We start from the raw sequence: 22305 nt of genomic DNA on the forward strand, positions 1-22305 counted from the left end.
GAAAAACGTGTGTTTTTAGTCATCCTGTTTACCTCTCTCTCAAAGAGTTTAGTCTCCAGGATTCCCGGGGCGGTTCAGAGGGGAATGCCCAGCCGGTATAAACTGAGGCAAAAAAGAGACATAGAAAATACCCATTTTCGGATTAAGTACGTTTCCCAGAATCCCTTTGATAAACCAGTTCCCGTGTAAAGCGGTATTGTCCTGGCTGTGACTGAAAGACGAACGGGGCCGCATCAGCAATTGTAAACCCAGCCAGCACAGCCAGGCGGCACCACAGATTTTCAGAATAGTGTAAGCCAGCTCAGAAACCGCCAGCAGAGCGCCCAAACCAAGTGCGACAAGCGCTCCCCATATGAAACAGCCAGTGTCAATGCCAAGGGCAGCCTGAAAAGCCTTTTTCCCCCCTTCAGCACAGGCGGTTCGAAGAATAAGTGCCGTATCCAGACCGGGAGTGAGTGTGAGCAGTAGTGCAGCGAGGGAGAAAGCGAGAAGTGAGTCGGTAACAGACATTTTCTTTATCCGAAAGAGCGGATGTTACTCACTTACTTTCGGTCAGGCAATCCCTTCCCGCGTTTTTTAATCACATCAAAAATGTCTTTGGAGGCCAACTCCCTGCTGATGCAATAAAGCGCTTGAGCGCGTTTCTGACGTATTCCCGCCAGAAACGCGACGCAAATATCCAGGCTATGGCTGGCTAGGCACTTAGCTCAATAGCATTCGCTTTCATAGCGTGGAATGCCCCGTAGCCAGTAGATAAATCGACCGCTTACTTCCATAACTTATGCGCAATGACCTGCAATTGCTGGGCGATATCCTGCAGGTTGATCCCCTGCTCCTGTATGCCCCCGGTGGAGTGCCGGACGATAAGCTTTGCAGGCAACACTGACGAACTGCGCGCCGCATCACCGTGTCCGCTATCGAGCAGGCGGCGCACCGCTTCCTTCCCTTGCAAATCGAGATCCAGCGAAACGGTGGTCAACGCCGGATGGAAGAACGAACTTTCATAGGTTCCATCATAACCCACCACCGACTTCTCGCCCGGAATGGCAATCTGATGTTGGTGGAACGCGCTGAGCACACCCAGCGCCATCTGGTCATTCCCCACCAATACGGCGGTGAAATTTGGCGTTTCACGTAACATCTGTAACGCGCCCGTGTACCCGCTCTGCGCATCCCAGGTGCCATGAAATACCGTCACCGGTTTCAGTCCATAACCGTTGAGTGTGTCTACCCAACTTTTCAGCCGCAGATTTGCCGACACCGACGTTTCTGGCCCGGCCAGCAGCGCAATCTCCCGATGGCCCAGGTCATAGAGATGTTTGACGCTGGCACGGGTGCCGTCTGCTGGGTTAAACGAAACGTTAAACACGGAACTATAGGGATCGACATCGAGGAACAGACAAACGATATCATCGTTGTCAGACGCGATACGCTGCGCCTCTTCGGTTTCCAGCGGCACGTTGATGATCATTTTGTCCACCAGTTGCGACTTCAGTTCGTTAATGGCGGATTGAATGTCTTGATTGACGTTCTCATCGATCATTGAAATCAATACCTGGTAGCCATCAAGGTTGGCGTAGCGTTTCACCGCCGCCGCCACCTGCGAAGGAGCATGCAGTGCCAGGGAGGTCGTCACCAGGCCAACCGTCTGGCTTTGCTTCCCCACCAACTGCTGCGCCAGCCGGTTTGGGACATAACGCAGTAACTCTATGGATTTCTCTACTTTTAAACACGTGGCTTCGGATACATTGGCAGATTTGTTGAGTACCCTGGACACGGTCTGGTAGGAGACACCCGCATGACGGGCTACGTCTTCCAGCGTTGCACTTTTAGACTTCATGGTCCGGTTCCTTATGTTGTTATGCGCCAAGTGTAACAGGGGCTACCTAAAAAAACGCTCACCACACATCCCCTCGCTTCAATTCCTCAAAATAAGTATCACGCTCACAATACCCAACATTGTGAAGAATTTCGCTAACTGTAACAAAAAAGGCTGTTTTATTTGCAGTTAATCACATATTCGCAATCGTTAGTTTGCCTGTTTTTACATTTAGGCATTTTATGACATCGCTAATGTGAACGTAATACAAAACAATAAGAGGAATGATATGAACACTACGCTACGCACGCTCACTCTTGCGTTAGCCGCTGCGCTGACTTCACCTTCACTGCTGGCTGCGACATCTGTACCTATCGACTTTCACGGCTACCTGCGCGGCGGCGTAGGCGTGTCCGGCGATGGTGGACAGGTTGAGTGGCAAAAGAACAAGCTGGGCCGCCTGGGTAACGAATCCGATACTTACGCAGAACTGGAACTGGGCTCAGAGGTGTATAAAAAGGACGACGTAAGTTTTTACCTCGACAGCATGGTGAGCATGGTTTCCGACGGCTCTAACGACAACGAAACCACCATCGGCGACGACGCACAGTTCGGCCTGCGCCAGTTGAACCTGCAAATCAAAGGGCTGATTCCCAACGACCCGAACGCGGTGATCTGGGGCGGGAAACGCTACTACCAGCGCCACGATCTGCACATCATCGATACCAAATACTGGAACATCTCCGGTTCCGGTGCCGGGATTGAAAACTACACCGTCGGGCCGGGCGCGGTCTCGGTGGCCTGGATCCGCGGCGACTCCAATGACGTTGATTACCGCGTCGACAACGACAATGACGTTAACATCAACTATATCGACGTACGCTATGCGGGCTGGAAGCCGTGGTCAGGCGCATGGACGGAGTTCGGCATTGACTACGCGATGCCAAATCCGACCAAAAAACAGAAAGATTACGGCGGATTATACGAAGCGGATGACGGTGTGATGGTGACCGGCGAAATCAGCCAGGATATGTTTGGCGGCTATAACAAGCTGGTGTTGCAATACGCGAACAAAGGGCTGGCGCAAAATATGGTGTCGCAGGGTGGCGGCTGGTATGACATGTGGCACTATGTGAACGATGCCAGCGGTTATCGTGTGATCAACACCGGGCTGATTCCGCTTACCGAGAAGTTCTCACTGAACCACGTACTGACCTACGGCTCTGTCAACGACATTACGGAATATACCGACAAAACCCGTCTGGTTTCACTGGTGGGTCGCGCGCAGTATCAGCTCACCAATTATGTGCGTCTGATCGGCGAAGTCGGTGGTTTCTACCAGAAAGACGACTATAAAAACGGTACCCACTACAAACAGAGCGGCGAAAAATACACCTTCGCAGTGGGTCTGGCAGATGGCCCGGAATTTATGTCTCGCCCTGAATTACGCGTTTTCGCTTCGTATTTAAATGATTCGGAAGATGGTAAATCATTTGAAGACGGGACTAAAAATAATACATGGAATTTTGGCGTACAAGTTGAAGCCTGGTGGTAAATAAGCTTTACCCTCACGTTATCTCTTGGTTGGCCGCTTATGTTCACCCCGGTTACTTATTTAAGTAAACTTCCGGACATTCACCGTGTGGCCATCACGATATAGCGAGAATGATTTTGTAGAGTACTGTTTTACCCTCGTTATTTATCTCCGAGAACTGCCAGGTTATTGCCTGACAGGATTTATGTTGCCATTGCTTTCCTGGGATGTATTTTGGGATACCCTTGCGGGTATCCCTTTTTTATTTATGCGCGGGAAGAGAAATGTTCATCAAGTAATTTACGCAGCGCATCTGACTGTTTGCCAAATATGGCATGTACCTGCTGCCCAAGAATAATCACGCCCAGCGCCCCTTCATGTTGCAGTGCCTGCGAATCCACAATGCCCAGGTCTTTCACCGTCACACGTAAACGGGTCAGACAGGCATCGACATTCTCAATATTCTCCGCACCGCCAAACGCCTGCGCCAGCCGCTGGATCAATTGCAGCTCAGCATCGCTGATGGGTACAGCCGCGGTATTTTTCGGTTCAGAGAAGTAGTGCAGGAAAGATTTAAGACTCACCATCATCGACTCCTGATTTTTGACAGATAAAAAAAAGCCTGCCCGAATGGGCAGGCACATAGGTCAGATTTTACGCCTGACGGCGAACAACACGGCAATCCCACGGTGTCAGCTGCAGCGAACCATTGACGGACGCAGCAGACAGACAATCCTGGTAGCCCTGCGGCAGGGTAATCGTCTGCTGCTGGCCGCTAAAGTTCTGGATAAAGACAAAGGTGGTTTCACCGTCGGTGCGCGCCGTCGCCACCACGCCCGGTGGGAAATCCTGTTCCACGGCGCGCGGCAGCGCCAGTTCGTCAATAATGCTGGCAAAGAAATCGCGCTGGAAGGCCAGATCGTTGCGTGAAGCAACGTGCCACGCTTTACCTTTGCCGAACTGATTGACCGTTACCGCCGGGCGTCCTGCGTAAAAATCATCCCGGTAGGTCGCCAGCGGTTTTGCGCTCTCGGCATGAATCAGTTCACACAGATGGCGCGCCTGATACGGCCCCTGTAATCCTGCCTCGTTACCCGCCAGCCCCTGCACCAGATTGCGCTCATTGTCGTCCAGACAGTCGATTTCCTCGGCCCAGACGCCAATCAGTTTGCGCAGAGGGCCAGGGAAACCGCCGAGGTAGCAAAGGTCGCTCTCGTTCACCACCCCGGTCCAGTAGGACGTAACCAGATGGCCGCCTGCCGCGACAAACGCTTCGGCACGCTCAGCAAAGCCGTCGCGCACCATGTACAGCATCGGTGCGACCACCAGTTGGTAGAGACTCAGATCGGCATCGGCGTCAACGATATCCACCGCGATGCCCTTTTCCCAGAACGGGCGATAATGTTCATTGACGGTTTTTTCGTATTCCATCCCCTTATTGCGCGGTCCTTCGGCATCATCCAGCGCCCAGCGGTTTTGCTGGTCAAAGATGACGGCCACACGCGCATCGGTACGACAGCCCATCACCGGCGCGAGCTTTTCGAGCCTCTCGCCCAGCGCGCACACCTCACGCCCAACGCGGGTATCAAGATGACCGACATGATCGATAACGGCACCGTGGAACTTCTCTACCGAACCGCGACTTTTACGCCACTGGAAGTACTGCACCGAATCCGCACCGTGTGCCACCGCCTGTAGCGATGACAATATGTGCATCCCCGGTTTTTTCACTTTGCTGGTCGGCTGCCAGTTGGTGACGCTCGGCGTTGACTCCATCAACACAAACGGCTTACCACCCTTAAGCGAGCGCATCATGTCGTGATACATCGCGGTATAGCAGGCAAGCTGCGTTTCATCTTTGTCCCGGTGCCACATCGGATAGCTGTCCCAGGAGATAAAATCGAGCGCCGGCGCGAGCTGCCAGTAGTCGTAATCGTAGAAATACTCCATAAAGTTGGTGGTCACCGGAAGCTGCGCATTCGCCGCTTTCAGCGGTGCGATTTCATGGCGGCAGAAATCGGTGACCTGGGCGGTATTAAAGCGTCGCCAGTCGAGATTCAGGCCGTGGATCGACACTTCGCCCTGCGGCGACGGCGACTGAATTTGCGACCAGTCGGTGTAAGTGTGGCTCCAGAAATCGCTCCACCAGGCGTGGTTGAGATTTTCCAGCGTCTGATAGCGGGCCTGCAGCCAGTCACGGAATTTTTGCTGACACAAATCACAGTGGCATTCACCACCGTACTCGTTGGAAATATGCCAGCCGAGCACCGCCGGATGCTGCGCATATCGTTCAGCCAGCAGCGCGTTGATTTTCAGCGTTTTATCCCGGTAGACCGGAGATGTCATACAGTGGTTATGCCGCCCACCGTGCAGCGCAGGGACGCGATCGCGCCCGACGCGCAGCACCTGCGGGTATTTCTGCGACATCCAGGCCGGCCGCGCACCGCTCGGCGTGGCGAGGAAAATATGAATTCCCGCCGCATATAATTTCTCAATGACCACATCCAGCCAGGCGAAATTAAATTCACCTTCCCGTGGTTCCAGTTTTGACCAGCTAAATATCCCGACCGACATAACATTGCATTTTGCCTGTTTCATCATGGCAATATCGCTATCAATAATGTCGGGATAATTCTCCCATTGCTCCGGGTTATAGTCCGCGCCATGCAATAGCGAGACAACCTTCGGGCTTAAAGGCGCAAATTTATTCATATTAAAGATCCTGAAATTTACAACACCAGAGTTAATTAAAGACTTTCACCGAGGGCAGTACTTTTCCCTGACAATCAAACAGCGCCTGATTTTCTCGCGCATTCCCTTCTTTCCACTTGTCGTTGATATAATTCATTCCCGCCTGTGTCGCCCAGGTATTTCCGGGAACAGCAATCCAGGTCGGTTCCCAATAAAAAATACCTTTCCCGCGATGGCCCTGAACATTGACAACCGACTGCATTAAATCGTGGATATAGTCATATTGTCCCTGTACAGTGCTAGGGTAACCGCCCGCTTTCTCTTCTTTTTCCTGGAAGCTATTTTCCGCGTTATCACAGTTCGCCAGCGTATAACCGTAAGCCGCTTCCACCACAATCACATCTTTGTTGTAGCGTTTGCTGATGTCGTCCATATTGGCCTGTAACGCGCTGATCGGCCCGTTCCAGTAGGTGTACATAGACAACCCAATCACATCAAACGGCACGTTGCGTTTGGTGATTTCATCAAACCACCAGCGGAAGGTATCGTTTTTCGTGCCTTCGGCCAGGTGCAGCATAATTTTCACCTGCTCGCCGTTTTTCAGGTTCTCTTTTAGCCCATCAATCGCTGAATTGAGTAGCCCCGCCAGCCGGTCAAACTCGCCGCCGCCCTGCCCCCAGCTTTTGCCTTCCGGCCACAGCATACCGGAGTTAATTTCATTACCGATTTGCACCATATCCGGCAGAACGCCTTCCTGTTTAAAGCGGGCAATGGTGTCGCGGGTATAGTCGTGGATTGCGGTTTTTAGCTGCGCGTAATCCATTTTTTCCCAGGCTTTCGGTTTGAATTGCTTACCCGGATCGGTCCAGAAATCACTGTAGTGGAAATCGAGCAGTAGCTTCATACCCTGCGCTTTGGCGCGTTTCGCCAGAGCGAGCGTGGTCGCCAGATCGTTATCGCCACCGCCGTAGGCCTGGCCGTGCGCGTCTTTTGGATCAACCCATAAACGCAGGCGTACATAGTTGACGCCGTTAGCCTTGAGGATAGCAAGTGCATCTTGCGGCTGGTTCTTGTCGTTATAAAACTTCGCCCCGTGCTTTTCGGCATCCAGCAACGTTGAAATATCTGCCCCTTTAATAAAGTCGGCGGGCATACCGCTGAACGGGCGCGTTTTTAACGCGTCGGCGGCAAAAGCGCTGGCGGACAAACTACAGAGACAAACAGCAAGCAGAGCGGGTGTAAATCTTTTCATGTGGTTATCCTTTGGTGCTGCCGGAGGTCAGGCCGGAGACGAAGTATTTTTGTAAGGCAAGGTAGAGGATGGCCACCGGTACGGCGATCAAAACCGCGCCCGCCGCATAGGTGGTGTAACTGGCACCCATTTTTTGCGCTACCAGGTTGTACAGACCAATCGGCAGCGTGTATTTGTCCGGGGTACGTAAAATGGTGCTGGAAAGGATGAAATCCCCCAGCGGCCCGGTGAAAGAGAACAGTGCCACCACCGCCACAATCGGCTTCGACAGCGGCATGATGATCTCGATAAAGATGCGGAAGTTGCTGGCACCGTCCATACGTGCAGACTCGTCCAGGTCGCGGGGAATGGCGTCGAGATAGCCCTTCATCAGGTAGGTATTCATAGGGATCATCCCGGCAACGTAAATCAGTACCAGCGCCATATGGCTGTTGATCAGCCCCAGCAACTGGGACAGCACAAAGATGGCGATCAGCGCAGAGAACTGCGGAATCATCTGCAACAGCAAAAACAGCATCAGACCGTTCTGACGCCCTTTAAAGCGAAAGCGCGAAAAGGCATACGCAGTAAAGCTGACGCTGATTAAGGTCAGCACCATCGTCAGCAGGCTGATTTTCATCGAATTCCAGTACCAGGTCAGGTAATTCACCTGGCCGTTAAACAGATCGGCATAGTGCTGGAACGAGAGGTTCTCCGGAATGATCGACGTGCTGAGCAGGCTGTTACCGGCGTTCAGCGACGCGCCGACCGTCCACACCAGCGGGTAGATAATGATCAACGACACCAGCGCGATAACCAGCCAGGAGAGCGACAGGCGGATCCACTTTTCGCGGCGGATACTTTGTGTTTTAGCCATTTTTCTTCCCTTATGCCATGTCGTCGTTTTTAAAGGATTTGGTGGCACGGAACTGCCACAGCGCCAGGCCGACGACAAAAATCGACAGCAAAATGGTGATGGTCGCGGCAATCGCGTACTGCGACGAAGACATCGTCAGCTTGTAGATCCACGACACCAGGATATCGGTGCCGCCCGCGTTTGCCCCCGCCACCGCCGGGCCGCCGTTGTTAAACAGATAAATGATGTTGAAATTATTAAAGTTGAAGGTGTACTGGGTGATGATGATCGGCGCAATCGAGTAGAGCACCAGCGGCAGCGTAATTGTGCGCAGCCGGGTCGAGGTACTGGCACCGTCCATCTTCGCCGCCTCATACAGGTCGTCAGGAATGGCCTGCAACACCCCGGTGGTCATGGCAAAGACGAACGGAAAACCGAGCCAGGTTTGCATCATGATCAACGCGGTCTTCGTCCAGAAGGGATCGGTGAGCCACGCTTTCGGCGCAATACCAAAGAACGCCAGAATAGCGTTGTTAATCACGCCAAAGGAGTCGTTAAACATCCCGGCAAAGACCAGAATGGTGACAAAGCCCGGTACCGCCCACGGCAGAATAAAAATGGTGCGTATCAGCGGTTTAAAGCGCAGATCTTTCTGGTTCACCAGAATCGCCAGCAGGACACCGACGGTGCATTGCAGGGTGGTTGCCAGCAGCGTCCAGACCACCGTCCACTGCAACACATCAAGGAACGTCGAACGCCAGATCGAGAGGGTAAAAATATTGACGAAATTCTTTAATCCCACCCAGTCCACCAGTTTGGCGGGCGGCGTGTGGTAAAGATTGTAATTGGTGAACGCGATGGAGAACCCGAACAGAATTGGGAAAATCACCACAAACACCAGCAGAATAAAACCGGGCGTAATCATCAGATAAGGAAAGCCATCGCTGAGCAGCATTTGATACTGCTTGCGCACGCTGTTGAGCGGCTTACCTTCGTCGCGCTTTTTGCCATTGATCCACGCATCACGCAGCGACAGATACCAGACCATCACGCCAAAGGCGATGATCAGCACGCTGATGATCCCTTCCGCCAGCAAAAAGATCGAGTTATCCCGTGGGACTTCTTCACCCAGGGTATATAACCCCCAGAGCCCTTCGCGCAGAAAATCATAAAAAATGCCGGTAAAACTGCTCAGCAGGACAAGGAAGATAAGGCCTTTTAGCCACTGGCGGTGATAGAACTGACCAAAGCCCGGCACGATGGCCAGCAGCAGCCCGCACCACGCATGACGGCCTGCACCGTGCGTTTTGGCAACATTCTCGCTGGGACTGATAATCACGTACGACTCCTTTTCGACAACGGGAGGTTGCCCTCCCGTACGGCTACAACAAGCGGTTACTGGTTACTGGCCTGCATGGCTTCAACTTGCATATGGATCTGTTTGGTGGCGGCATCGAGGGCTGCCTGCGGTTCCTGCTTGCCGGTCAGGCTCAGCTCCAGCGCCGCATTGGCCGGTCCCCAGACTTCCCCCATCTCCGGAATACCCGGCATCGCGGTTGCACGTGCGGCCTGCACCGCGACCGCACTGGCTTTCTCGTCGTTTTTAATCATCGGATCGTCAATCATCGCTTTCTGCGCCGGGATCTCGCGGGTGGCGATATAGCGCGTTTTCACGTACTGCGGCTGGTTGATAAATTCGATAAATTGCTGCGCCAATTGCTTGTCTTTACTCCAGGTGGAAACGACATAGCCTTTCACGCCAAGGAAGGAACTCATCGGTTTACCGTCCGGCAGATTTGGTAACGGCACCACGCCATAATTAACCCCGGCAGCTTCGTACGGCTGGAAAGCCCATGGGCCGTTAATCACCGCCGCGGCTTTTTTCTCGGTAAACAATGAATCGATGGCGTTCAGCCCGCTATCACCGAGGATCCCAGAGGGAAAGACCCCTTCGCTGTAGAATTTTTTCAGGAAGGTGACGGCATCGACCGCGCCCGGTTTATTCAGGCCGATATCCTGTGGGTTGTAACCGCCTTTGTCGTTCTTGCCGAACAGGTAGCCGCCCATCGGGCCGATAGCGCCCCAGCTGTAGTAGATTTGGTCAAATTTGGCCAACAGACCGTATTTGTTCTGCTCACGCTGTTTTTTCGAGTAATCGAGCCACTCCGGCAGGCTTTGCAGCGGTTTGTCGATCAGGTCTTTGTTGTAAATCAGCACCAGCGTTTCTACCGCTTTCGGCACGCCATACAGAGTGTTATCCAGACGGAAAGCGTTGATGGAAGCTGGCGTAAAGGTGTCAACCTTCTCTTTGTCCAGATTCAGGGGGGTCAGCAGCCCTTGCACAACCGCGCCGCCCAACTGATCATTGGGGATTACCAGCACATCCGGCCCAATGCCTGCCGGACCATCAAGGCGTAATTTTTCCAGTTGCTGTGCGTAGGGTATCTCCTGCACGTTCACTTTAACGTCGTACTTTTGCTCAAAATCTTTGACGGCATCCTGGATACCGACGGACTTTTTGATGTCTTCCCAGACGTTAAGTTGTTTTGTTGCCGCATGCGCCGACAGGCTAATTAACTGGCCGGCAGCCAGTGCAGAGAGGATCAGTGCGGTAAGCGTTCTCTTTTTCATTATCACCCTCATGTCAAGGTATAACATTTTAGTGGTTTTATGGTGCAACATCCGATGAGACAACGTCAAAATCACCTGATATTACTGGGCTTAAAACGCATTCATGCGTCTTATCTATTTTGTTATACGCTACGCTTGAGTGATGAATAAAACGAGAATTAACTGTCGGTTGTGTGACAGACACAACAGAAATGAAAATTCGATATAGGGCGCGAAAACACTGGAAGTTATAGTCTGAGCATGAATTTTCGCGGTTGAGAAGCTCTGTCGCCTGATTGTTATACGTAAAACAAAAACATTCGACAACGCACTTATCGCAGCACATAACGGCTACTAATTTCGGGGAACGTTGATGTCCAATATACGACTGAGGAATGTCACCAAGCGGTTTGGCGACACGGTGACGCTGAACAATGTGAATTTGTCGATTGAAGACGGCGAGTTTGCCGTGTTTGTCGGCCCGTCCGGCTGCGGGAAATCGACCATGCTGCGCATGATTGCCGGTCTGGAAGAGGTTAGCGAGGGGGAAGTGCTCATTGGCGACGAAGTGATGAACGATGTCGCGCCCGCCCATCGCGGCGTTTCAATGGTGTTCCAGTCTTATGCGCTCTATCCGCATATGACCGTGGCGGAAAATATGGGCTACGGCCTGAAAGTGAACAAAGTCCCGAAGGAGGAGATCCGCCGTCAGGTGGAGATGGTCGCCAAAACGTTACAGCTTGGCCATCTGCTGGACAGAAAACCAAAACAGCTCTCCGGCGGACAGCGCCAGCGCGTGGCGATTGGTCGTGCGATTGTGCGTAACCCGCGCGTGTTTATGTTCGATGAGCCGCTCTCCAACCTCGATGCTGAGCTGCGCGTCGAGATGCGTCTGCACATCGCCCGTCTGCATCAGGAATTAAAAACCACCATGGTGTATGTCACCCATGATCAGGTGGAAGCGATGACCCTTGCCGATAAAATCGTGGTGATGAATTATGGCAACATCGAGCAGATGGGCTCGCCGATGGAACTCTATTACAACCCAAAAAACCGGTTTGTCGCCGGGTTTATCGGCTCGCCGAAAATGAATTTCCTGCCTGCGACGGTGAAAGCGTGGCAGCCGGGCGAACTGACAGTGGCGCTCGCACAGGGGCATCCGTTAACGCTGGCGATCAACACGTCTCCCCTTGGGCCCGGCGCGACGGTCACGCTGGGGATCCGCCCGGAACATCTCTCCACCGATATCACGCGCGGTACACAACTGGAATTCCAGTGCGAAGTGGTGGAACGACTCGGCAACAATACCTATCTGTTCGGCCAGTGCTATGGCCACGACAACATCAAAATCCTGCTGCCCGGCGATGTGCATTTTCGCCCATGGCAAAAAATCACCCTCGCTTTCGATAGCCAGCACTGCATGATTTTTGACAACCAGGATCTGCGCGTCAGCACAGATGTTGTCCTCCCAAACCATGAGTAAACGCCGTGCCACGCGTCCCTGGCAAGGGGCGCAGGCCCGTCGTTGAGGTAATATTCCGGTCAGGTATGCCTCGAATATCCGCTGCTCCATCATGGTGCAAAACCATGCACCCTGCACAGTAATCTGACAAATAGCCGCGGGTTAATGTTGTTTTATGTGCACAGTGCCCATCTCATTGTGTTACTCCTGCCCCGATTTTGTTGGCATACCTCTTGCTATTCCTCAGGCATCTCCATTCGGATATCCACTCAGAGGTTCCACCATGTCAAACAGTAATGATTTTCCGCTCGTCGAAGCGCCTGCATCCGGGCGCAAAGGCGTATTTTCGATTTCCATGGTCCTGTTCAGCTTCACCTTTTTTACCGGCACGATGTTCGCGGGCGGCAAGCTTGGCGTCTCTTTTTCGATTGTGAACCTGCTGTGGATTGCAGTTATCGGTAATTTTCTGCTGGCTGCGTATGCCGCGTCGCTCGGCTGGATTGCTGCGCGCAGCGGGCTGAATACCGTGCTGATGGGGCGTTTTTGCTTCGGTGAAATTGGCAGCAAGCTCGCCGATTTTATTCTCGGTTTCGCCGAACTGGGCTGGTACGCCTGGGGTACCGCGACGGTCGCCATCTCGCTGGTCAAAATCCTCGCCCTGCCCGAGGCGATGACCATTCCGCTGATGGTCCTGTTCGGTATTCTGTTCTGCGTCACCGCGCTGGTGGGCTATAAGGGGCTGGATGCGCTATCGCGCGTGTCGGTGCCGCTGATGTTTATTCTGCTGGTGGTTTCTATGTATCTTGCCGCCCATCACGCCGGCGGCTGGCAGGCGATGACCAAAATCGAACCGGGTGAAACCATGACCTGGTCGGCGGCTATCACTATGGTGTTCGGCACCTTCGCCAGCGGCGCGACTCAGGCAACAAACTGGACCCGACTGGCCAACTCCAGTCGTACCGCCATCGTCGCCAGCATGAGCAGCTTCCTCGTTGGCAACGGGCTGATGATTGTTGCCGGGGCCTGGTGCGCCATCGTCTATCAGCAGGCCGATATTGTCGAAGTGCTGATTTTGCAGGGGCTGTCCGTCGCCGCGGTGGTGATGCTGTGCCTCAACCTACTGACGATTCAGGGGCCGACTATCTATAACGTCTCCGCTGCCGCTTGCCATCTGCTGCGCAGCGAACGCCGCCGTACCCTCACCGTGGTCGCTGCGGGCGTCGGTATCCTGCTGGCCATCGGCGGAATGTATGAAATGCTGATCCCGTTCCTTGTCCTGTTGGGCAGCATCATTCCGCCTATTGGCGGCGTTATCCTCGCCGATTACTGGTTTTATCGCGGCGGCCGCTACCCTCTGCTGCAAACTGCCCGCTTGCCGCGCTTTAACTGGCTGGGGCTTGGTGCCTACGCCGTGGGCGCGGTGGTGGCTTATCTGTCGCCGTGGGTAGCGCCGCTGGTGGGTATTACCGTTTCCGCGCTGCTATACATCGCCCTGACCCGCCTGAGCAAACGCCAGCCCGCCGCTGATTCGGTCGCGGAGCAGTAGCCATGAGCCTGACGGTCAGCGAAATCCTCGCGCTTGACGGGCTCTCCGCCATGCGCCTGCGGGCGGGTAAACAGGGGCTGCAGCTGGCGGTTCGCTGGTACTACGTGGCGGAAAATGAAAATATCGCCGAGTGGATTATGGGCGGGGAACTGGTGTTTATCACCGGGATCAACCATCCCCGCGATGAAGACAACCTGATCCATTTGCTGATGGAAGGCAAGCAGCGCGGGATTGCCGGGATGGTGATCCTGACTGGCGATGCCTATATTCAGGCGATCCCGCCGCGCCTGATCGCCCTTGCCGACGAGCTGGGCATACCGCTGATCGAACAGTCCTATCTGCTGAAAATGGTGATAGTGACCGAACGCATCGGCACCGCGCTGGTACGCAGCGAGAATGCTCTGCAATCGCAGCGCGATATTCTGATGCAGCTATTAACCGGCGACTATCCCGACCTGCAAATCCTGCATCAACGTGCGCTCCACCAGCAGCTCGATTTTACTCGTCCGCTGCGGGTGGCGGCGCTGCGCCTTGAAGGGATACAGCGCCTGTTTCGCCAGTTTCCACCCGAGCAGGCCGAAGCCTGGCTCCAGCAGGCCCGCCGTAGCGTGCGCCAGCGATTGCAGCAGCAACTCAATCAGCAGGGCAACCCTTTTCCGCTGGTTGAGCGCAGCAATATGTTTCTCTTCCTGCTGCCGGATGAGGACGGCGAGTTTTATCAGCAGAAAAAGTGGCTGGAGCAGTGGCTGCAGGTGCTGGCGGAAGGCAACGATGGGCTGTCGCTGCTGTGCGGCCTTTCCGCAAGGGTGCAGCAATTGCAGGACTATCAGCGCGCGCTGTCGCAGGCGCGTCAGGCGCTGGATATTAGCGATAACCTGCGCCCGGCCCAGCGCATCAGCGACTATCAGCAACTGGGCTTTATCAAACTGCTCTCTGCCATCGGCGACCCTGCGCTGCTGAGCGACTTTATGCATGACACCCTCGGCTGCCTGATAGAACGCGATCGCAAAAGTCCGTGGCTGTAAATGGAGACGCTGGAAACGCTGCTCCAGGAGAACGGCAACGTGGTCCGGGCCGCCGAGCGGCTGGGGATTCACCGCAACACGTTACATCAGCGCATCCAACGCATTGAAAAGCTGACCAGCTATACGATTAGCCACCCGCAATTCCATCTCAACGCCTCGGTCGCGTTAACGATCTGGCGTATGTCACAAAACCATTTACGGGAACAACTATGAAGATTATCAACGCACGCCTGCGCCACAAAGACGCACTCTATACCCTTGAATTACAGGATGGTGTGATTAAAAGCATCGCCGTGCAGGACGCCGCGCAGGTGGCCGATGCCAGTGATATCGACGCCCGGCAAAAGCTGGTTATCCCACCGTTCGTCGAACCGCATATTCACCTCGACACCACCCTGACGGCGGGCGAGCCGGAGTGGAATATGAGCGGCACGCTGTTTGAGGGCATCGCCCGCTGGAGCCAGCGTAAAGCGAGCGTCACGGTTGAAGATACGCGCCAGCGCGCGCTGAAAACCATCGGTATGCTGCGCGATAACGGCGTGCAACACGTGCGCACCCATATTGATGTCACCGATCCCTCCCTGACGGCGCTGGAAGCCATGCTGATGGTAAAAAAAGAGGCGGCCCATCTTATCGACCTGCAAATCGTCGCCTTCCCGCAGGAGGGTATCGAATCCTTCCCAGGCGGACGCGAACTGATGACCCGCGCCATTGAGATGGGCGCCGACGTAGTGGGCGGCATTCCGCACTACGAAAACACCCGCGATAAGGGCGTCAGCTCGCTGGTTTTTCTGATGGATCTGGCCCAGCGTCACGGCTGCCTGGTGGATGTACACTGCGATGAAATCGATGACCCGCAGTCGCGTTTCCTGGAAGTGCTGGCGGAAGAAGCCCGGGTACGCGGCATGGGTGCGCAGGTGACAGCCAGCCATACCTGCGCGATGGGCTCCTACGATAACGCTTACTGTTCGAAGCTGTTACGCCTGCTCAAAGCGTCGGGCATCAACTTTATCTCCTGCCCGACCGAAAGCATTCACCTGCAGGGACGCTTCGACACCTGGCCGAAACGCCGCGGCGTGACGCGGGTGGCGGAGCTGGATCGCGCCGGAATCAACGTTTGCTTTGCTCAGGACTCCATTCAGGACCCGTGGTACCCGCTGGGCAACGGCAATATCATGCGCATCCTTGATGCCGGACTGCATATCTGCCATATGCTGGGGTATGAAGATTTGCAGCGTTGCCTCGATCTCATCACCGATAACAGCGCCCGGGCAATGTGTCTGGGTGATAACTACGGTATTGCCGAAGGGCGTCCGGCGAACCTACTGATCCTTGATGCGGAAAATGACTATGATGCGGTGCGCCGCCAGGCCAAAGTATTGACCTCGATTCGTCACGGTGAAGTCATTATGCAGCGCCAGCCAGAACAGGTTTGCTATCCAGACTGACGCATTACGCCCGCCCGGCGGATTGGTCTGCCGGGCTAAAAAAGGGTTCGCTCAGTCCCTGGGCAACATGCTGCTGGATAAGGTACGTTTTCGATAGAAGTGCAATCATCACTATCAGGAAGACGAAGCGGTAGCAAACCCGCTGTTGTGCTAATCAGGTGATAACAGATCCTGTGTACCGGCGTTCTCCTTTTTGCGTGCGCTGATGCTGGTTACGGTAAACGTCAGGATGAAGACAACCGCGAATAAGATGACAATCGTCGGCGCGGGCGCGCTGTCGATAAAAAACGACAGCCAGACGCCGGTCATCGAGACCATTACCGATATACCGACCGCCAGGAGGAGCGCAATGTGAAACCGTTGCGTCAGGAGTACCGCAATAGCGCCCGGCGCAATGAGCAGAGAAATGGAGAGAATGATCCCTACCGCTTTCAGTGTGGCCACAATGGTCAGAGAGACCATACACAGCAGGCCATAATGCAGCCACCTTGTACGTAAACCGCTAACCTGCGCCTGCTGATAATCAAAGCAGAACAGCAAAAAATCACGCCATTTCACGCCAATAACCAGTGTAATCAGCCCGGCAATAACCGCCGTCTGGATGATATCGCCAATGGTTATCCCGAGCATGTCACCGAAAAGAATATGGTCGAGATGAACGTCGGGTTTAACCGCAATATACAAGATCAGCCCGGCGGCAAACATGCCGGAGAAAACAATCCCCATCACGGTATCCTGCTTGATCCGGCTGTTGTCTTTCAGGTATCCCGTCGCCACCGCGCAGAACACGCCGGCGACAAATGCCCCTGTCGCCAGAGGTAAACCCAGCATCCAGGCAAGCACAATGCCAGGAAAAACCGCATGGCTCATCGCGTCGCCCATCAGCGCCCAGCCTTTCAGGACCAGAAAGACTGACAGCAGCGCGCAGGGTATGGCAACCACCAGCGAGATCAGCAGGGCGTGAGTCATAAAGGCGAACTGCAGCGGCTCCAGTAATAATGCCATCATGAGCGAACCTCCAGCGCCTGACGCGCACGCCGACGATTGGCCAAAAGCCCGTGGGTGGGTGCAAAGACAAATGCGAGAAGAAACAGCAGCGTCTGCGCCACCACGATGATGCCACCCGTCGCGCCGTCCAGATAGTAACTGACCCACGCGCCGAGGAAACTGGTCACACTGCCGATAGCCACCGCAATCATGAGCAGGCGGGGAAAACGATCGGTCAACAACCACGCCGTCGCGCCGGGTGTCACCACCTGGCAGATCACCAGAAAGGCGCCAACCGTTTGCAGGGCCGCAACGGTCGATACCGCCAACAAGGTGAAGAACAGAACTTTTAACCTGCCTGGATGTAACCCGATGGCACGGGCGTGATTTTCATCGAAAAAGGTCACCATCAGATCTTTCCATTTGAAAAACAGCACGATGACCGAGACCACGCCAATGAGGGTGAGTTGCAGAATATCCGCCGGATCGATCGCCAGAATATTGCCCAGTACGATGGTCTGAATGTTCACCGATGTCGGGTTAAGCGACACCATAAACAGCCCGAGGCCAAAAAAGGATGAGAAGATCAGGCCGATGATGGCATCTTCTTTTAAGCGGGTGCGCTGGTTAAGAAACAGCATGCTGCCCGCAGCCAGCCCGCCGGAAAAAAAGGCCCCCAGAGAAAACGGAAGTCCCAGCATATAGGCCCCCGCCACGCCCGGTACGATAGAGTGCGACAGCGCATCGCCAATCAGCGACCAGCCTTTGAGCATCAAATAACATGACAGGAAAGCGCACAGACCGCCGACCATCGCCGAGACCCACATCGCATTGAGCATGTATTCATAGCCGAAGGGTTCCAGTAGCGCGCTCATCTTTCCTCCCCCTGTGCCGCCGACGGTCGATGGGCGACAAAAGGACGTTCATCGTCGGTGATAATGCTCTCTTCCGAGCCGCTAAGCGTGACATGGCGCAGAACGCCGCTAAAGGCCAGCTCAAGATTATCTGCGGTAAACGTAGTATCTGTCGGCCCGCTCGCCAGCACCGTGCCTTTGACCATAACCGTATAATCGCAAAACGCCGTGACGGACCCGAGATTGTGCGTCGAGACCAGCATCGTTTTGCCTTCATCGCGTAACTCGCGCAACAGGCTGATGATTTTGGCTTCTGTTTTCACATCAACGCCGGTAAAAGGTTCATCCAGCAGGATCACCTCACCCTGCTGGGCAATTGCACGCGCCAGAAAGACGCGTTTCTTTTGCCCGCCGGAAAGCTCGCCGATTTGTCGATAGCGAAAATCCAGCATATCGACACGTTCCAGCGCATCGGTGACAATCTGGCGATCCCGCGCGGTGGCAATACGCAACATGCCCATATGTCCATAGCGCCCCATCATAACCACATCTTCCACCAGTACCGGAAACGACCAGTCCACCTCTTCCGACTGAGGAACATAGGCAACCAGGTTTTTCCGTAGCGCCTGCCGCGTTGGGATACCCAGGACAGATATCTGTCCGGCAGCCAGACGCACGAACCCCATAATCGCTTTAAACAAGGTCGATTTTCCGGAACCGTTTACCCCCACCAGCGCGGCAATCGATCCGCCTGGAACGGTGAAGGACGCATCGCGCAGTGCGGTGTGCCCGTTGCGCCAGGTGACCGTCACACCATTAACGACAATACCCGCAGACAGCGTCATCATTTCTTTGCCCCGTCCTTAATCCCCTGCACCAGCGTACGGGTGGTGACATTCAGGAGGTCGATATACGTCGGTACCGGGCCGTTTTCTGCACTCAGCGAATCAACGTAGAGCACACCGCCGTAATGTGCGCCGGTTTCACGCGCCACCTGACGCGCAGGTTTATCGGAAACTGTGCTCTCGCTAAAGACCGCCGGAATATGGTTTTTCTTCACCATATCAACCACTTTACGCACCTGCTGCGGCGTCCCCTGCTGATCGGCATTAATCGGCCACAGATAAAGCTCTTTCAACCCAAGGTCACGCGCGAGATAAGAAAAAGCCCCTTCACTGGTGACCATCCAGCGCTGGCTCTCAGGGAGTTCCGCAATCTGCTTACGCAGAGGGTCAAGGGTACGGGTAATGTTGGCTTTATAAATATCGGCATTGCGTTGGTAGGTCTGCGCATTTGCCGGATCGTACTTCACCAGCGCATCGCGAATATTATCGACGTAAATCAGGGCATTATCTGGCGACATCCAGGCATGGGGGTTAGGTTTGCCGTCATAGGGCCCTTCGGTGATCCCCACAGGCGTCACACCCGCAGAGACAATCACCTCGGGTACGCCGTTGAGATGCTGGTAAAAGCGCTGAAACCACAATTCCAGGTTCATTCCGTTGGCAAGGATCAGCTGTGCCCCCTGCGCACGTTTAATATCGCCTGGCGTGGGCTGATACTCATGAATTTCCGCGCCGGGTTTGGTTATTGATGTTACATCGGCTGCGTCGCCCGCCACGTTTTTCGCCATATCCGCAATCACGGTAAAGGTCGTTATCACCTTAAATTTCTCGGCGGCTACGGCATGGGTTGGGGCTGTCGTCACCCACAGTGTGCAAAGTAATAAAACGTTTAATCCTTTCAGGGGGCGCATCGTATAAGTCTCCATAGTGATTAAAAGTAAAGTAAAATTAGCCTGTGCTATTTTATATAGCACAGGCTATGTTTAATTGAAAATAATTATCATTACGGATGATGTATATGAGAAATGACATGAGTGACAGCGCGACACACAGGCCGCGATCGCGCGTCGTGCAGACTCAGGGCTGAATCAGCCTGACGGCGATGATCCGCCGTTGCTGCCAGGCGTATACCGCCACCGCCAGTGTACAGAGTGCTAATACCGTCAACATTACACCACCGCCAAACCTGTCCAGTAACAGCCCACTGAACAGAGGCACGCTCAGGCGTGAAAGGGTAAACAGACTGGCCTGGATCCCGTAATCCACCGCCCTGTTCTCTTCCCTGCTGAACGCCATCATCAGCATAAACATCAGCGCTGACAGCCCCCCAATCGCAGCGGCCATCAATGTGGAGATAGTCAGCAGCAGCGCGGCGGAGAGGTTCAGCGATACGCCCACCGCCAGCAACAGCAGCGATAGTGCGGCAAACAGCAGCCAGAACGGGAGTGCCACGCTGGCGTTTTGCCGGTTCAGCCAGCGAGCGCCCAGCAAACTCACCACCGCCCCGGTGATGCTCCCGCCAACGCCCACCCACATAATGACCTGCTGCACCGGCATTCCGGCATCCAGCAGCAATGGTTTGAGCCACAGCCAGCCGCTGCCGAGGAAAGGAAACGCCAGCAGGCAGAGCAGATACCAGCTTTTACCGCCAGGCTGACGGAAAAATCTGCTCATCTCGATGCGTCGGTATTCTCCCGCAGGCGGTTCCGGCAGCAACCTCAGCAGCAAGGCACAAAGAAGCGCCGCCCCGCTCATCAACAGGCAAGGCACTGCCCAACCATAATGCTGCCAGAGCAACAGCATGATACCGCTACCGCCCACCGCCCCGGTGAACAACGCAACGGCGCGCACACTGCCCGCCCGCACCTGCTCGTCCTGGCGAAACAACGCGATGGCCAGCGCGTTGACCGGCACATCGCACCAGGCCAGTAGCAGACTGCTGCACAGCAACAGGGCAAACAGCAGGCTTTTATTCTGCTGCAAATCGAACTGGCTGAGCAGCGCAAACAGTACCGCCAGCCCTAGCCAGAGCAGACTTCCCCAGCCCTTATAGCGCTGACGAAACACCCGTCCACGTTCTACCGGCAGCGCCAGCCACAATTTGATCACCGCCGGCAGCCCCGCCAACTGGAACAATCCCAGCTCCTGGCCGCTCCAGCCCTGCTGATGCAGGATCATCGGCAGGCCAAGCATCAGCCAGGTTACGGGCAGCGTCAGACTGACGTTAAACCAGAAAAACATGAACTGGAGTAGCGCCCGGCTCATGACGTGTCTCCCCGAAAAGCGCAGTGAATGTGCAGAGGTGCCATTGTGGCCGCCAGCCCAGCGCGGTTGTCGGGAAAAAAAGCTGAGATGTGAAACGAAATTATCTGAGCCAGAGATAATCAAACTCTCATCGATAAAAGTTCAGTCAGAAGATTGCGGCTTTCTCTGAGCGCCTCAGACTTTCGGTCTAATTGTGCCAGTTGTTCGCCCACTTTGATTTTCAGTTCCTTGCAAGGTTCGGTTCCCGAACGCACGCAATTCAACAAACGACGAACAACAGGTAACGTGAAGCCTGCGCCATTCAGAATCCGTATACGTCTGACGATATCCACATCTGCGAACGTGAAGCTGCGATAGCCCGTCTGGGTTCGTGCAGGATGAAGTAAACCTGCACTTTCGTAGTATCGAAGCATTCGTATGCTAACGCCCGTCAGCGTCGCCAGTTTTCCAATTTGCATAATACCCTCTTGACTATGACACCGCTGTCAGAGTGTAGGCTTTGAACTCCCGAAATAACAGGAATAGCGCTATGTTAAAACTCATTATGTGTGTCAAAAGACGCCCCCATTTAACGCGAGAAGAATTTGATCATTACTGGCGCAATCACCATGCTCCATTGGTCATTAAACACGCTGGGCGTCTTGGTATTCGTAAGTATATCCAGACCGTTCCCCTGGCGAATAGTCCCGTTCAGTCAGCACTCCAGCAAACAAGAAATTCATCGCTCGTCGAGTTTGATGGCTGCGCCGAATTATGGTGGGACAATCTGGCATCGCACCTTGCAGCCCGAGAAACAAAAGAAGGATTAACCGCGCTTCGGGAGCTTATTGATGATGAGCGAAAATTTGTGGATTTTGCGCATTCACAACTCTGGTACGGTGAAGAGCGTTTGGTGATTGGCGAGTGAGATAATTTCGCGGGTGGTGTGACGCAGGCTCTGTCCTTTAAGTTACAAAGCCTGATACCCTTGCCAGGCAATCCCCCGCCTGATTAGTCGGGAACAATGAACTGCAATTGTGGATAACGTTCTCTCCACAATTTTGCGGCGACACGTTCTCTAGATAGTGTCGTCACAAGATTTTAGCCCAGAGAGCGATGCATCTGATCTGGACGGCAGCGAGAAATGAGGCCG

Annotated in this window: 18 protein-coding genes and 2 pseudogenes; 6 read left to right on the forward strand and 14 right to left on the reverse strand. The window is 54.3% G+C overall.

Features of this window, described 5'->3' with window-relative positions; translation table 11 throughout:
- Window positions 1-75: 75 nt before the first annotated feature.
- Together ACSZPU_RS13060 and ACSZPU_RS13065 are read right to left on the reverse strand one after the other, a co-directional pair.
- Window positions 76-510: pseudogene (locus tag ACSZPU_RS13060) on the reverse strand (LysE family translocator); the annotation flags it as partial.
- Between the two features lie 256 nt (window positions 511-766).
- Window positions 767-1840: a LacI family DNA-binding transcriptional regulator gene (locus tag ACSZPU_RS13065; protein ID WP_498999350.1), complete on the reverse strand. Its 1074-nt coding sequence runs from the start codon at window positions 1838-1840 to the stop codon at window positions 767-769.
- A gap of 268 nt (window positions 1841-2108) precedes the next feature.
- Here ACSZPU_RS13065 and ACSZPU_RS13070 point away from each other — a divergent pair, with 268 nt between their 5' ends.
- A complete protein-coding gene (locus ACSZPU_RS13070; protein WP_498999353.1) occupies window positions 2109-3374 on the forward strand; it encodes a maltoporin in 1266 nt (421 codons plus the stop codon).
- 245 nt (window positions 3375-3619) lie between these two features.
- On the opposite strand, the gene ACSZPU_RS13075 is transcribed toward ACSZPU_RS13070, so the two are convergent.
- The 6 genes from ACSZPU_RS13075 to ACSZPU_RS13100 form a co-directional block, all read right to left on the reverse strand.
- Window positions 3620-3940: a PTS sugar transporter subunit IIB gene (locus ACSZPU_RS13075; protein WP_498999385.1), complete on the reverse strand. Its 321-nt coding sequence runs from the start codon at window positions 3938-3940 to the stop codon at window positions 3620-3622.
- Between the two features lie 67 nt (window positions 3941-4007).
- The gene (locus tag ACSZPU_RS13080; RefSeq protein WP_498999354.1) at window positions 4008-6065 is read right to left on the reverse strand and encodes a beta-galactosidase; all 2058 of its coding nucleotides are present in this window, start codon (window positions 6063-6065) and stop codon (window positions 4008-4010) included.
- 31 nt (window positions 6066-6096) lie between these two features.
- Window positions 6097-7296: a glycoside hydrolase family 53 protein gene (locus ACSZPU_RS13085; protein ID WP_498999357.1), complete on the reverse strand. Its 1200-nt coding sequence runs from the start codon at window positions 7294-7296 to the stop codon at window positions 6097-6099.
- 4 nt (window positions 7297-7300) lie between these two features.
- Window positions 7301-8152 carry a sugar ABC transporter permease gene (locus ACSZPU_RS13090; protein ID WP_498999358.1) on the reverse strand — a complete coding sequence of 284 codons (852 nt, stop codon included), beginning with the start codon at window positions 8150-8152 and terminating at the stop codon, window positions 7301-7303.
- 10 nt (window positions 8153-8162) lie between these two features.
- The gene (locus ACSZPU_RS13095; protein WP_498999360.1) at window positions 8163-9470 is read right to left on the reverse strand and encodes a carbohydrate ABC transporter permease; all 1308 of its coding nucleotides are present in this window, start codon (window positions 9468-9470) and stop codon (window positions 8163-8165) included.
- A gap of 56 nt (window positions 9471-9526) precedes the next feature.
- A complete protein-coding gene (locus ACSZPU_RS13100; RefSeq protein WP_498999362.1) occupies window positions 9527-10762 on the reverse strand; it encodes an extracellular solute-binding protein in 1236 nt (411 codons plus the stop codon).
- A gap of 352 nt (window positions 10763-11114) precedes the next feature.
- Here ACSZPU_RS13100 and ACSZPU_RS13105 point away from each other — a divergent pair, with 352 nt between their 5' ends.
- From ACSZPU_RS13105 to codA, 4 genes and pseudogenes are all read left to right on the forward strand, one after another.
- Window positions 11115-12224 (forward strand): ABC transporter ATP-binding protein, encoded by a 1110-nt coding sequence (locus ACSZPU_RS13105; RefSeq protein ID WP_498999364.1) that lies wholly within the window; start codon window positions 11115-11117, stop codon window positions 12222-12224.
- 262 nt (window positions 12225-12486) lie between these two features.
- Window positions 12487-13749, forward strand: coding sequence for a cytosine permease (gene codB, locus ACSZPU_RS13110; RefSeq protein ID WP_498999367.1), 1263 nt, complete (start codon window positions 12487-12489; stop codon window positions 13747-13749).
- Window positions 13750-13751: 2 nt separating this feature from the next.
- Window positions 13752-14987, forward strand: a pseudogene (locus ACSZPU_RS13115) (PucR family transcriptional regulator).
- Entirely contained in the window at window positions 14984-16222 is a 1239-nt protein-coding gene (codA, locus tag ACSZPU_RS13120) for a cytosine deaminase (RefSeq protein WP_498999369.1), read from the forward strand. The pseudogene ACSZPU_RS13115 and the gene codA overlap by 4 nt, the downstream one beginning before the upstream one ends.
- Before the next feature lie 150 nt (window positions 16223-16372).
- On the opposite strand, the gene sitD is transcribed toward codA, so the two are convergent.
- From sitD to ACSZPU_RS13150, 6 genes are all read right to left on the reverse strand, one after another.
- A complete protein-coding gene (gene sitD / locus ACSZPU_RS13125; RefSeq protein WP_498999372.1) occupies window positions 16373-17230 on the reverse strand; it encodes an iron/manganese ABC transporter permease subunit SitD in 858 nt (285 codons plus the stop codon).
- Window positions 17227-18084 (reverse strand): iron/manganese ABC transporter permease subunit SitC, encoded by an 858-nt coding sequence (gene sitC / locus ACSZPU_RS13130; RefSeq protein ID WP_498999374.1) that lies wholly within the window; start codon window positions 18082-18084, stop codon window positions 17227-17229. The genes sitD and sitC overlap by 4 nt, the downstream gene beginning before the upstream one ends.
- The gene (gene sitB / locus ACSZPU_RS13135) at window positions 18081-18908 is read right to left on the reverse strand and encodes an iron/manganese ABC transporter ATP-binding protein SitB (protein WP_498999388.1); all 828 of its coding nucleotides are present in this window, start codon (window positions 18906-18908) and stop codon (window positions 18081-18083) included. Before sitB ends, sitC begins: the two co-directional genes overlap by 4 nt.
- A complete protein-coding gene (sitA, locus tag ACSZPU_RS13140; RefSeq protein WP_498999376.1) occupies window positions 18908-19819 on the reverse strand; it encodes an iron/manganese ABC transporter substrate-binding protein SitA in 912 nt (303 codons plus the stop codon). The genes sitB and sitA overlap by 1 nt, the downstream gene beginning before the upstream one ends.
- Window positions 19820-19985: 166 nt before the next feature.
- On the reverse strand, window positions 19986-21173 hold the full coding sequence (locus ACSZPU_RS13145) for an MFS transporter (protein WP_498999379.1): 1188 nt from the start codon (window positions 21171-21173) through the stop codon (window positions 19986-19988).
- A gap of 119 nt (window positions 21174-21292) precedes the next feature.
- Window positions 21293-21631 (reverse strand): MerR family transcriptional regulator, encoded by a 339-nt coding sequence (locus ACSZPU_RS13150; protein WP_498999381.1) that lies wholly within the window; start codon window positions 21629-21631, stop codon window positions 21293-21295.
- A gap of 71 nt (window positions 21632-21702) precedes the next feature.
- Here ACSZPU_RS13150 and ACSZPU_RS13155 point away from each other — a divergent pair, with 71 nt between their 5' ends.
- Window positions 21703-22080, forward strand: coding sequence for an EthD domain-containing protein (locus tag ACSZPU_RS13155; protein ID WP_498999383.1), 378 nt, complete (start codon window positions 21703-21705; stop codon window positions 22078-22080).
- Window positions 22081-22305: the final 225 nt, after the last annotated feature.

Source organism: Phytobacter sp. V69, from assembly GCF_965644215.1.
In the GTDB taxonomy this organism is placed as follows: domain Bacteria; phylum Pseudomonadota; class Gammaproteobacteria; order Enterobacterales; family Enterobacteriaceae; genus Phytobacter.

Coding starts and splice junctions, on each gene's coding strand:
- ACSZPU_RS13065 (WP_498999350.1), bottom strand. CDS start 1,840: ATGAAGTCTAAAAGTGCAACGCTGGAAGACGTAGCCCGTCATGCGGGT.
- ACSZPU_RS13070 (WP_498999353.1), top strand. CDS start 2,109: ATGAACACTACGCTACGCACGCTCACTCTTGCGTTAGCCGCTGCGCTG.
- ACSZPU_RS13075 (WP_498999385.1), bottom strand. CDS start 3,940: ATGGTGAGTCTTAAATCTTTCCTGCACTACTTCTCTGAACCGAAAAAT.
- ACSZPU_RS13080 (WP_498999354.1), bottom strand. CDS start 6,065: ATGAATAAATTTGCGCCTTTAAGCCCGAAGGTTGTCTCGCTATTGCAT.
- ACSZPU_RS13085 (WP_498999357.1), bottom strand. CDS start 7,296: ATGAAAAGATTTACACCCGCTCTGCTTGCTGTTTGTCTCTGTAGTTTG.
- ACSZPU_RS13090 (WP_498999358.1), bottom strand. CDS start 8,152: ATGGCTAAAACACAAAGTATCCGCCGCGAAAAGTGGATCCGCCTGTCG.
- ACSZPU_RS13100 (WP_498999362.1), bottom strand. CDS start 10,762: ATGAAAAAGAGAACGCTTACCGCACTGATCCTCTCTGCACTGGCTGCC.
- ACSZPU_RS13105 (WP_498999364.1), top strand. CDS start 11,115: ATGTCCAATATACGACTGAGGAATGTCACCAAGCGGTTTGGCGACACG.
- codB (WP_498999367.1), top strand. CDS start 12,487: ATGTCAAACAGTAATGATTTTCCGCTCGTCGAAGCGCCTGCATCCGGG.
- codA (WP_498999369.1), top strand. CDS start 14,984: ATGAAGATTATCAACGCACGCCTGCGCCACAAAGACGCACTCTATACC.
- sitD (WP_498999372.1), bottom strand. CDS start 17,230: ATGATGGCATTATTACTGGAGCCGCTGCAGTTCGCCTTTATGACTCAC.
- sitC (WP_498999374.1), bottom strand. CDS start 18,084: ATGAGCGCGCTACTGGAACCCTTCGGCTATGAATACATGCTCAATGCG.
- sitB (WP_498999388.1), bottom strand. CDS start 18,908: ATGACGCTGTCTGCGGGTATTGTCGTTAATGGTGTGACGGTCACCTGG.
- sitA (WP_498999376.1), bottom strand. CDS start 19,819: ATGCGCCCCCTGAAAGGATTAAACGTTTTATTACTTTGCACACTGTGG.
- ACSZPU_RS13145 (WP_498999379.1), bottom strand. CDS start 21,173: ATGAGCCGGGCGCTACTCCAGTTCATGTTTTTCTGGTTTAACGTCAGT.
- ACSZPU_RS13150 (WP_498999381.1), bottom strand. CDS start 21,631: ATGCAAATTGGAAAACTGGCGACGCTGACGGGCGTTAGCATACGAATG.
- ACSZPU_RS13155 (WP_498999383.1), top strand. CDS start 21,703: ATGTTAAAACTCATTATGTGTGTCAAAAGACGCCCCCATTTAACGCGA.